The following is an 11,380-nucleotide window of genomic DNA, read 5'->3' as shown; positions in this document are numbered from 1 at the left end:
TTGTTAAGTATTGTTTGTAATAATTTTTACTCCATCTGAAGCATGAACTAGATAGAAAGAGCATTCTTTTTGAAAGGCTTGAAGATAAGCTTTTGAAATGTTGTTTTTGAATTGGTTGATAGAATCTTTACGTATCAGATTTAAGGTGCAACCTCCAAATCCGCCTCCCATCATTCTAGCTCCTAAAACAGAGTCTTGGTTTTTTGTGAAATCTACAAGAAAATCTAACTCTTCACAGCTCACCTGATATTGGTCTTTTAAACCCTTATGAGTTTGATATAAAAGTTGTCCTAATTCAGGAAGATTGTTTTCCTTTAATAATTCAACAGCTTTTTTAACTCTCTGATTTTCTTGTACTACATACAAGGCTTTTAAAACATCTTCAGAATTCATAGAGTCGATTAGTTTTATAACCTGTTCTTCATTGGCGTCTCTTAGGCTTTTGATTCCAAGTATTTTTGAGATTTTTTCACAGACTTTTCTTCTATTGTTATAGGCGCTTTCTGCCAACGAATGTTGAATATTTGAGTTGACCAACAGTAAACTATGGTCATGCAGTTGAATGGAAATAGGAGTAGAGTTAAGATCTCGGCAATCTAATAGTAAGGCAGTGCCTTTTACTCCAAACATACTTGCATATTGATCCATAATTCCGCATTGTACACCAACATAATTGTGTTCTGCTTTTTGCGAAATTAAAATCATTTTTTCTTTGGAAAGTTTTAGGTCAAGCAGCTCATTTAACCCATTAACGATACTATTCTCAAGAGCTGCAGAAGATGATAACCCTGAACCTTGAGGAATGTCTCCGCTAATCATCAGATTGAAATTAGAAAGCTTTTTTCCAGTTTTTTGAATTTCGGCAACAACCCCAATTACATAATTTTTCCAACCGCCATTTTTAATAGAATTCAAATTGGTTAGTTGAAATTGAAAGGATTCTTCTAAATCTAAAGATGTTACTGTACATAGATTGTTCTCTGTAATACTTAACGCTGCAAAAATTCCTTTATCAATAGCTGCAGGCAATGCAAAACCATCATTATAATCGGTATGTTCACCAATAATATTAATTCTACCTGGTGCAAAGCTCAAGATAGGCTTAGCGTTAAACTGTTCTTGATACTTGGTGGTAATATGTTGAACGATTTGCTTATTCATGAGTCTTGGGATAAATAGCAAAAGAATAACGATATGTTTTGTTGGCTGGAATGGTATATTCTGGATGAACCAAACGACCCCAAGATGTATCTCCACCAACGCCCATTTGTAGAAAATCAATATTCCATTGTACAGTATTTCCTAATTGAATATCAGCTCCGTGTTTTTTGGTTACTGGAACCAATCCTGATGCAGACTTTTGAGCTTCTTCACTACTAAAATCGATTTCCTTCATCAAAAACGGCCAAGTACTAGTGTTGAGTTGAGTTCCTAAACCTTTTGCTGTTATTGTAAGATTATTTGATTGTACGGTAACCCAACGAACATCAGTTTTGTTTCCGGTTTCTTGAGGGCGAGAATATCGATGAAACTGCTCCTTGATTTTTCCTGAATACACAGCTGTTTTCTGTCCTGTTTTTCTGTCCCAATAGCTTTCATCCGGACCTTTTCCGTACCAAGAAACATCTGTGAAGTTGTCTGGTAAAGTAAGGTACATTCCCAATCGAGGAATGTTGGGCTGTTTTTCGCTATCTGGAGTAAACTCATAAACGACAGAAAGATCTCCTTTTCCAGAGAGTGTATAGTTTACAGAAATGGAAGCTTTGACCTCTGGGAATGTGTACTGTACTTTGTAATGTACATTTCCATTGTGCCCTACGGGTTTACTAATCAATTGAGCAGTATAATTATAACTAGCTTTTTGCCAAACTTTCGCCCATTTGTCCATGCCATTTCCTAGATCGTTGTCTGTAGGAGGCCTCCAAAAGTTAGGACGAATCGGTTGATTGGTAATTTCTTTTCTGTCGAATTTCCAAGAGAGAACTTCTCCGGTTGTTTTGTCTATTTGGAAAGAAGTATGATCGTTCTCAAATTGATATGAATCTCCTTTTTTAATAGTAAAATTCCCAGTTGAAAGGTTAGACGTATTTTTTGTGGCTTTCTGAATAACAACTTCATCCCAAGCAATTTCATGTTTAGATGGAATTAATTCTGTAGCTTCTTTTTGAATCAAACTTATCTGAAGTATATATTCTCCATTGATTTCAAATGATGGTTCATCTTTTCCTTTGTCCCATATTGATAATACAATACTTTTTTGAGGATCTATGTTGATGGGAATATTATAAGCTTCAGTAATAACTTTTCCATCTCTAAATAACTTCCAAGAAATTGTTTGATTATCAAAACTTGAGAAGAAATTTTTATTGGTCACCTTTATCTTTCCATTTCCTATATATTCAAATTGAGCTGGCTCATATACTTTTTTTACTTCACTTAAATGAGGATGCGGATTTCTATATGGATCTACAAGACCGTTGTTGAGGAAATTTCCATCAGTAGGAAGATCAGGGTGATAATCATGTCCGTACGCCAAATAAGGTTTTCCGTTTTCATCTTTATACTCTAAAGACTGATCTACCCAATCCCAAATAAAACCTCCTTGAAGATTGTCGTATTTTTCAATGATATCCCAATAATCTTGCAAGTTTCCAACTGAATTTCCCATGGCGTGAGCGTATTCAATCATGATGGAAGGTTTATCAGAATTTGATTTTCCATGATTGATCAAATACTCAGGTTTCGGATACATTGGGCAATAAAGATCAGTGTAGTCTTCTTTTCCTGCAGGTTCGTATTGTACAATACGATTATCGTCTCGTTCTTTTAACCATTTGTAGGTAGCTCTAAAAACATCACCTTCTCCGGCTTCATTTCCTAAAGACCAAGAGTAAATAGAAACATGATTTCTATCACGATAATACATACGTTCAGTACGTTTCATATGAGCTGGCAACCAACTCATTTCATTTCCAATTTGAGTTTTCTCATTAATAGCTAAAGGATGGCTTTCTATATTGGCTTCATCTACTACATATAAACCGTATTTGTCGCAGAGTTCTAACCAATACGGATGATTAGGATAGTGAGCAGATCGTACAGCATTGATATTGTTTTGTTTCATCAATCGTATGTCTTTCTCCATAGATTCTTTAGAAACTACATGTCCAGTATATGGGTCTGTTTCATGTCTGTCAACTCCTTTGATGTACACAGCTTTTCCGTTGATGAGTACCTGACTGTTCTTGATCTCAACACTTTTAAACCCTAAAGGGCGAGAGATGAATTGATTGTTTTTGGCATCTGTAGCGTCAGTCAGTTGAATTTGCAATTCGTACAGATTAGGAATTTCTGCAGACCAAGTTTTTACCTTTTTAAAAATGTCTTTATCAGAAACTTGAATGATTTCGTTAGCAGGAATTAGAACTTGCTCTTCTTTTTTCCAAATTAGCTTTCCCTGATCCAGAATATTGATCTTTAATTCTCTTGTTGCAGGTTGATCTGTAGCGTTGGTTAACGATACAATGTTTTTAAACAAACCGTTCTTGTAAGAGCTGTCTAAGTTGGTATAGGTATAATAATCGGATACAAATACTTTGGGTTGTGTGTACAAATAAACTTCACGTTCTATTCCGCTCATACGCAACATATCCTGACTTTCTAAATAACTGGCATCTGACCAACGAAACATTTGTAAAGCGATTAAATTCTTTCCTTCTTTGATAAAAGGAGTGATATTGAATTCGGCAGGAGTTTTACTTCCTTGAGAATACCCTACATAGTATCCGTTGATATACACATACATAGCAGACTTAGCTCCTGCAAAATGAAGGATGATATCTTCGGATAAGAATTTTTTGTCTAGCGTTATTTCCTTTCTATAGGTTCCAACAGGGTTGTAGTCTTTGGGAGCGTCAGGCCATTGAGTTTCAAACGGATAACGTTCATCTAAATAGATAGGCTTTCCATAGCCAACTACTTCCCAATTGGCAGGAACAGGAATGGTTTTCCAGTTCGAATCATTGTAGCGCTCATTGTGAAACGTTGTAGGTCTTTTTTGTGGGTTTTTAGTCCAGTGAAATTTCCATTCACCATTTAGATTTAAAAAGCGATTAGATTCTTCTTTTTCTGAAATGTTAGGTTTTTCAAAGGCAAAAAAACTAGCTCTTGGAGGTAACTTGTTTTCTTCAAATACTTGATGATTGTAATGATAGGTTTGTTCAGTAACTTTAGGAAGCTTTTCTGAACAGAACATTAATAGAAATGAACATAACAAAAGGGCAATTTTTCTCATAGACTAATAGGTTTTCATAAAATTCTCTTGAAGAATCTTTTGTAAATAAGTTATAAGGTCTTCTGCATTCTCCTTTGAAAAAACTAGAGGAGGTTTAATCTTTAAAACATTGTGATCTGGCCCGTCAATACTCATCAAAATACCATGTTCTTTCATTCTGTTTGCTAGGTGCGATGTTTGCTCTGCTAGAGGATTCATTTGTTTATCTACTAATTCTATTCCTAAGAACAATCCTTGCCCACGAACATCGCCAATAATTGTAAATTTTTGCTTAAGCTTTTGTAATTCAGATTTTAAATACTCACCAACTTCTGACGCATTCTCTTGAAGTTTTTCTCTTTTTACAGTTCTTAAAACTTCAGTGGCAATAGCACAAGAGACTGGATTTCCTCCAAATGTGTTAAAGTATTCCATGCCATTTGCAAAAGCATCTGCTACTTTTTGCGTACAGGCTACTGCGGCTATAGGATGTCCGTTTCCAAGAGGTTTTCCTATAGTTACAATATCTGGAACTACATTGTGTAATTGGAATCCCCAAAAAGCTTTTCCAACACGTCCGCAGCCAACCTGAACTTCGTCAGCTATACATAAACCTCCGGCGTTTCTAATCTGTTTATATACTTCTTGTAAGAATCCTTCAGGTAATTCTATTTGTCCTCCACAACTAATAATAGATTCTAAAATCAAAGCTCCAACACCACGTCCTTTTTGTTGAATCTCGTCAATGCATTTTTGAACTTCTTTGGCGTAATATATTCCGGCATCTTTCCCACGATATTTGCCTCTGTAAGCATCAGGTAACGGGAAAATATGCGTGTATTCTGGAGCTCCATTACCACCTTTTCCATCAAATTTATAAGATGAAATATCAATACACATATTGCTGTTTCCGTGATATCCTACTTCTGATGCTATGATGTCTTTTTGACCAGTTACAGCTTTTACCATTCTGATGGCTAATTCGTTGGCTTCACTTCCTGAATTAACAAAATGTAAAACATTAAGTTCTGGCGGTAATGTTTCTATTAATTCTTGTGCAAGTTCATTGATGTTTTCGTGTAAATAACGAGAATTGGTATTCAATAATGCCATTTGTTGTTGTCCGGCTTTGACAACTGATGGGTGTTCATGACCTACATGGGCTACATTGTTTACTGTGTCTAAGTATTTTTTTCCTTGTTGATCGATTAACCAAACTCCATCACCGCGAACCATTTTGATGGGAACTTTGTATTGTAAGCTTAAACTTTTTCCTAAGTGTTGTTTTCTATATGAAATTAATTTTTTGTTAGGAGTAAATTGAGGAGGCGTTAAATGCTCAAGTTTAAATAGGAGATTAGGGTCTACACATAAACTTTTCCATACATCAATTTGATTTGGATAGGTCACGCCCGGGAAATCATCGGTATAATCAAGAAGAGATAGCATTATTTGAAAATGTAGGTGTGGCGCCCAATTTCCATTTTCAGGATAGTTGCCTAATTCGGAAATCATTTCTCCCTTTTTAATAAGATCTCCTGGTTTGTGTTTAAGAGCACTTTCTACAGTATTATGACCGTATAAAGTATAGAATTTAAAATCGTTGATTTGATGTTGTAAGATTACTAATCCTCCATATTCTTTGTTTCCTTTGTCATTAACAGCTACTACAACTTCTCCATCCAATAACGCATGAACAGGAGTATTTGCCGGAAGCCAAAAGTCGACTCCTAGATGAACCGTTCTACTTTCGCGTCCATAATTACCAATTTTATCATAGGAAGTTGATGTATAAATTGGACGCGGTTCTAAATAACCACCAGCAATAATTTTATTGGGATGTTCATGTTGAAGTTGCTCTATTTTAAATTGAAAAAGATCGAGATTGTTAAAATCGTTTCGATGTCCAATCCATTTGCTAGATACGCTCAAGTCTAATAAATGAACTTCCTTTCTTTGAATAGTAGGAAAAAGTTCTACTAAAGAAAATTCTTGTTGAGAACTCCAGTTTTTAAATTTTTCTTCATTGGGATGCGCAGAAAACCCACAAGCTTCTCTAAAGGAATAATGTGCAAAATCTTGATTAATTTGATACCATTTGGTAAGCACATCCCAAGCAGGCTTCTCACTAATTAATAAGTATTTGTTATCTGGTTCTTTGATCTTGCTAATAGCTGATTTAGTAACAGAAATAACCAGTCGCATGGCAATACTAGCATAGAGATGGGCTAATTCAGTTTCTTGTAAAGGATAGGTTTCGTGATAACCTTTAACAATAGCCAAAGAAGCTTCCAAAGGATCATTATGTTGCATAATAGCATAAGCGCATGCAATAGCAAGATCATTAATAGTTTGTGTATAAACGGCATCGCCATAATCAATAGCAGCAGTTACCGTTGGAGTCATTAAATCTGAAGAAACTAAAACATTGTTGTCGTTTGCATCGTTATGAACTACCGATTTTCTAAGCTTTTGATAGCTTGGTTGTTGATTCTCAAAGAGTAATTGAAAGTGAGCAATGATTTTCTTTTTTTCAGAATCGAATACATCCAAATGATCTTTGGTCCATAACGATTGTGCTACATCCCATTCGAAAGTTCGATGCGCTTCTTTGTGATCAAAATTCTGAAGCGCATTTGTGAGTTTTCCGCATTCTCTTCCTAAGCTCAATCGCAAGTTGTTTGAATGTGGATTTACAGAGCTCCATAATCTTCCTGGAATCCAAGTTAATAAACGAACTTTACGGGTTTTTCCTTGTTTGTCTTTGTATTCAGAAATACCTTCTCCATTATTGTTTTTAATTGTTTTAGGAGCAATAATTTTTGGATAGCTTTCAAGATGATGAAGAATTTTTTGTTGAAAATCTAGATAGTTATCATCCTCATCAGGACGTGAAATCTTTAAAATATATCCATCAGTATCTTCAGTTTTTACGCGAAAATTAAAATCGACGTCACCGGGAAGTTCAGATATACTTCCTTGAATATTATAAAAAGACAAAAGAATCTCTTTAGCTTCGTTAATTGCTATTTTTAACTCTTGATAATTCATTTATTCTTTTGATAAAAGCATGATAATATGTGCTGCACTCCAACTAAAGTTTTGAGCATGCAACCCTTGTCCTGTGAGGGGGTGATAATTTTCTCGAATCGATTTCCCTTTTTCTAAAATTCCTTCAGCTCCTTTTAGGATTTGTTGTGTAGCTTGGTTGGCTTCTTCATTGTATCCGTAATTCCGTAATGCTTTCACCCCAAAATAAGACTGATCTAACCAGTTAGGTCCTCGCCAATAACCACGTAAAGGATCAAACTTGGGATGATCTGCACTCATGGTTTGAAAAGGAACTTTGGTATAAAACTTTTTAGGGTTCATCATCCTGTTTTTTACAGCTTCAGCTTGCTCTTGTGTTGCTGCATTTGCCCATAAAGCTGTCCAGCCTTCACTTCCTTCTCCCTTGATAAAAAGGTCACCTTTTAAATTTGTGTCATAAAACCAACCATCATTGGTGTCGTAGAATTGATGTTGAATTTTCTTTTTTAATTCTTTGGCTTCGGAGATATAGTTATTTGCTTCGTTGTTATTAAGAGCTTTGGCAAGTTGAGCTAGAAACAATTTTTCTGCATAGAGATAACTGTTCAAGTCTACACTTTCTTGATTAAGTGAATAAGCCCCTTCGCTATTTTTGAGGATTTTAGAATCATCAAAACGGATGGCATTGTCCATTCCACTTTCCCATTTTGCTGCAATTAAACTCCCGTCAGTTGACCCATATTCACACAAACCATCTTGATCATGATCTCTCTTTGCATACCACCATTCATGATATTTTTTAAGCTTAGGGTACATGTATTTAACAAAATCTATATCCTGGTCTTTTTCGTAAATCTTTGCTACTGCCCAAGCAGACAAAGGAGGCTTGGTGTCTCTATAATTATGAGCTTCTATACTTGTGTCTCTATAAACTACATCAGCAACAAAACCATCTTCATTTTGAAACTCGAACATTAATTTCATTTGTTTTTTTGCTAAATCTAAGTCGAAGTGAGACAAGCCAACAGCATGTTTCCAAGAATCCCACGACCAGAATCCATTAAACCATTTGTAATGGTAACTAGGAAAGAGTCCTTCATGTTTGATTTCCCCAGCAGGAATCCTCCAATTGTTTTGAAGTGTCAGCTGAGCTTTTGCCAAAACTGCTGCGTAGATTGAATCTTGGAATTGCGATTTTCTATTTGTGATTAGGTTCTTTAGTTGTGTGTTTTTCTGATTTTCTCTTTCTGAAAGTAAATCTTCAAAATCAGTTTGTTGGATACGTTCTTTTTCTTTAACCCAATCATATTCAGGGAAAATAAAAGTTTGAGAAATGGTAAAGACTTCCGATTCATTTGGTTTTAATTCAATACTAGATGAAGAAGGATTCATTAAAAGATGACCAACAGCATCAGATTTTGTGGAGGTTATTATTATCTCTTCTTTATTCTTTTGAATGTTTAGGCTATCAGCTAGAATTTCATTGATTTTCCATTGATAGTTAACAGTTAATTTCTTGTCTGATATATTTTTAATGCTAGATTGGATGATAGCTGTATGTCCTGAAAGAAAGACCAGTTTTTGAGTCAATGCAAGTTCTGTTGAACGAAATATTTGTTCTAAATGACTCGCATAGCTATCAATGCGCTGAGAATCAAATTTTACATTCTCTAACGATAGCTCTAGTAAGGCTTTGCTAGACCAAACACCGTTTTGTTGTGTCATTAAAAAAGGACCTGTAAATCCAACATTCATTGGGAAAGAGGAACGTATGTTGGAACCTGGGAAACCATAGGCAAACCATGCTCCTTGGTCAGAAAACATCAATCCGTTTTTATCGAATTTATTTTCAGGAGTAATTCGGTAATGGAGAATGTTTTTACTGAATTCAAGATAAGGATAATTACTTTCTGTTGCTTCTTTTTTGCAAGCAAAAAGTGTTATAAGACAAAGAATAAATAGGGTCTTTTTCATCGTAGTATAAAGCCGTTTTTCATTGGATCGTTTGGGTCGATCACAAAAGTTTGTATTCCAGTAATATAAGCGGTTCCTTCTACTTGTGGAATTACTGCTTTGAATGGCCCATAATCTTCTTCTTTGCCAACAGATCCATGAAAAACAGATCCAGTAATGCTTTCAATAGACATTGTTTCTCCAAAATCGATTTCTTTTCTAGCTTTATGAAGAGCCATTCTTCCAGAAACACCAGATCCTGTTGGAGAACGATCTACTTCACCTTCTGCAAAAATGCAAACGTTTCTGCTATCTGAGCCTGAAGTTTGTTTTGTGTGATCAATAAAAATAGTTCCGTATAGGAAACTCAAATCATCTTCAAAAGGATGTAAAATGCTTTCATCAGATTTCATCACCGCACGTTTAATATCCATTCCAGTAGAAATCAAATTTCGATAAGAATTCGGAGTTAAATCAAAATCAAAATTATTTTTCGCCATATCTACGTAAGCATAAAAAGCTCCGCCATAAGCTAAGTCATAGGTAACACTCCCAATGTCATCAACTTCTACGGTTCTGTCTAAACCAACAACAAAACTTGGAACACAATGAAAACGAACTCCCGTTATTTTTCCATTTTTCACATGCGCATAAGAAAGAATTCGACCACAAGGAGCATCTATTTTTAACTCATTTTCGCCTTCTTTTACCTCAATCCAATTCATTTCAACTGCTAGTGTAGAAATTGCAATAATTGCATGACCACACATGGTAGAATATCCTTCATTATGTAAAAAAATAATTCCAAAATCACCTTCGTCATCATTTGGAGGTAACAAGATACATCCATACATATCTGCATGACCACGAGGTTCAAATAGTAAAGATGTTCTAAGGTAATCGTACTGTTCTTTACAGTATCGCCTATATTCTAATACAGAATTGCCTTTTAATTCAGGAAATCCGTCAACAATAACACGCAGAGGTTCGCCACCTGTATGCATGTCAATGGTTTTAATCTGCAACCAATTTTGCGGAGGTTGAAATTCTGTGTTATTTATAATGTTCTGATAGGTGTTATTCATTCCTAAACTTTTTATAGTAGTAGTCTGCTGCGGCTAAATCTTCTAAAGCATGACCAACAGATTTGAAAACTGTAATCTCATTGTCATTTTTTCTTTCTAAACGATTATTCTTAGACAAACTAAAAAGATCTCCTTTGATATCTTTCTCATTTAAAATTCCACTTTGTAAAGGGATGGCTATATCGCCACTTTCTTTCAGTCCAGCCTCAAATGTGTCTACATACACAGAAGAGATTTGAATGGTTTGATCATCAGCTTCTCTCATGGTTGGAGTATAAGCACCAACTAAATCTATATGTTGTCCGGGTTGCAAAAACTTACCCAAAACTAAAGGAGTTTTAGAAAGTGTAGCGCAAGAAATAATATCTACTTCCGATATCTTTTCGAGAATGTTATCAATAGCAGTAATCGTAAAATTTTCTTGTTGTAATTCTGATGCAATCTGCGCGGCTTTCTCAAAATTTCGTCCCCAAACAAATACGTTCTTAATGGGTCTAACACTTGCATGTGCTTTGATGAGATTTTTAGACAAAGCTCCTGTACCAATCATTAATAATGATGATGCATTTTCTTTTGATAAAAAAGACGAGGCTAAGGCTGAGGTTGCAGCTGTTCTTTTGGCGGTTAAATTCTTGGCTTCCAAGATTGCTTTTAAAACTCCTGTTGTAGCATCTAAATAGATGTATGTTCCTTGAACGGAAGGAAGATCGAATTGCTGATTTTCTGGACAGATAGTAACTACCTTAATTCCGGAATTAGTATCTGAGTTCCAAGCTGGCATCAATAATAGTGTGGTGTCGGCTTGAGTTTTTGGATTTGGAAAATCGTGATGATGCCTAGTGGGAACAATTGTTTTTTGAAGGAAGAAACTATTTTTAATCTCTGAAATCAGTTCAGAAAACTGTGTATTTTCTTCAATAAAAATGTCGTCAATAAAAACCATTTTAGCCATAGGCTAAAGATAAATAAAAGGAAAAATTAAATTGAATATTAGCCTAAAAACTGATAACATACTATAGAAGTTGGATTATATACTACT

At 35.1% G+C, this 11,380-nt stretch carries 6 protein-coding genes; all 6 read right to left on the bottom strand.

Annotated elements, in window-relative coordinates:
* Positions 1 to 3: 3 nt before the first annotated feature.
* Genes galK through lhpI form a run of 6 tightly spaced genes read right to left on the bottom strand, consistent with a single transcriptional unit; the run spans position 4 to position 11,293 of the window.
* The gene (gene galK / locus AAON49_RS02780; protein WP_349552475.1) at positions 4 to 1,161 is read right to left on the bottom strand and encodes a galactokinase; all 1,158 of its coding nucleotides are present in this window, start codon (positions 1,159 to 1,161) and stop codon (positions 4 to 6) included.
* Positions 1,154 to 4,294, bottom strand: a complete 3,141-nt coding sequence (locus tag AAON49_RS02775; RefSeq protein WP_349552474.1) for a glycoside hydrolase family 2 TIM barrel-domain containing protein — start codon at positions 4,292 to 4,294, stop codon at positions 1,154 to 1,156. The genes galK and AAON49_RS02775 overlap by 8 nt, the downstream gene beginning before the upstream one ends.
* Before the next feature lie 3 nt (positions 4,295 to 4,297).
* On the bottom strand, positions 4,298 to 7,324 hold the full coding sequence (locus AAON49_RS02770) for an aminotransferase class III-fold pyridoxal phosphate-dependent enzyme (RefSeq protein ID WP_349552473.1): 3,027 nt from the start codon (positions 7,322 to 7,324) through the stop codon (positions 4,298 to 4,300).
* The gene (locus tag AAON49_RS02765; RefSeq protein ID WP_349552471.1) at positions 7,325 to 9,277 is read right to left on the bottom strand and encodes an MGH1-like glycoside hydrolase domain-containing protein; all 1,953 of its coding nucleotides are present in this window, start codon (positions 9,275 to 9,277) and stop codon (positions 7,325 to 7,327) included.
* Positions 9,274 to 10,341 (bottom strand): proline racemase family protein, encoded by a 1,068-nt coding sequence (locus tag AAON49_RS02760; RefSeq protein ID WP_349552469.1) that lies wholly within the window; start codon positions 10,339 to 10,341, stop codon positions 9,274 to 9,276. The genes AAON49_RS02765 and AAON49_RS02760 overlap by 4 nt, the downstream gene beginning before the upstream one ends.
* On the bottom strand, positions 10,334 to 11,293 hold the full coding sequence (lhpI, locus tag AAON49_RS02755; protein ID WP_349552468.1) for a bifunctional Delta(1)-pyrroline-2-carboxylate/Delta(1)-piperideine-2-carboxylate reductase: 960 nt from the start codon (positions 11,291 to 11,293) through the stop codon (positions 10,334 to 10,336). The genes AAON49_RS02760 and lhpI overlap by 8 nt, the downstream gene beginning before the upstream one ends.
* Between the last annotated feature and the right edge of the window lie 87 nt (positions 11,294 to 11,380).

The sequence above is a fragment of the Pseudotenacibaculum sp. MALMAid0570 genome (assembly GCF_040151415.1).
In the GTDB taxonomy this organism is placed as follows: domain Bacteria; phylum Bacteroidota; class Bacteroidia; order Flavobacteriales; family Flavobacteriaceae; genus Polaribacter.
The sequence above is the reverse complement of the archived record's forward strand: the minus strand, read 5'-3'. Positions and strand labels throughout refer to the sequence as shown.

Bases quoted from the DNA above. Each gene is read 5' to 3' on its own strand.
- galK (WP_349552475.1), bottom strand. From the start codon at position 1,161: ATGAATAAGCAAATCGTTCAACATATTACCACCAAGTATCAAGAACAG.
- AAON49_RS02775 (WP_349552474.1), bottom strand. From the start codon at position 4,294: ATGAGAAAAATTGCCCTTTTGTTATGTTCATTTCTATTAATGTTCTGT.
- AAON49_RS02770 (WP_349552473.1), bottom strand. From the start codon at position 7,324: ATGAATTATCAAGAGTTAAAAATAGCAATTAACGAAGCTAAAGAGATT.
- AAON49_RS02765 (WP_349552471.1), bottom strand. From the start codon at position 9,277: ATGAAAAAGACCCTATTTATTCTTTGTCTTATAACACTTTTTGCTTGC.
- AAON49_RS02760 (WP_349552469.1), bottom strand. From the start codon at position 10,341: ATGAATAACACCTATCAGAACATTATAAATAACACAGAATTTCAACCT.
- lhpI (WP_349552468.1), bottom strand. From the start codon at position 11,293: ATGGCTAAAATGGTTTTTATTGACGACATTTTTATTGAAGAAAATACA.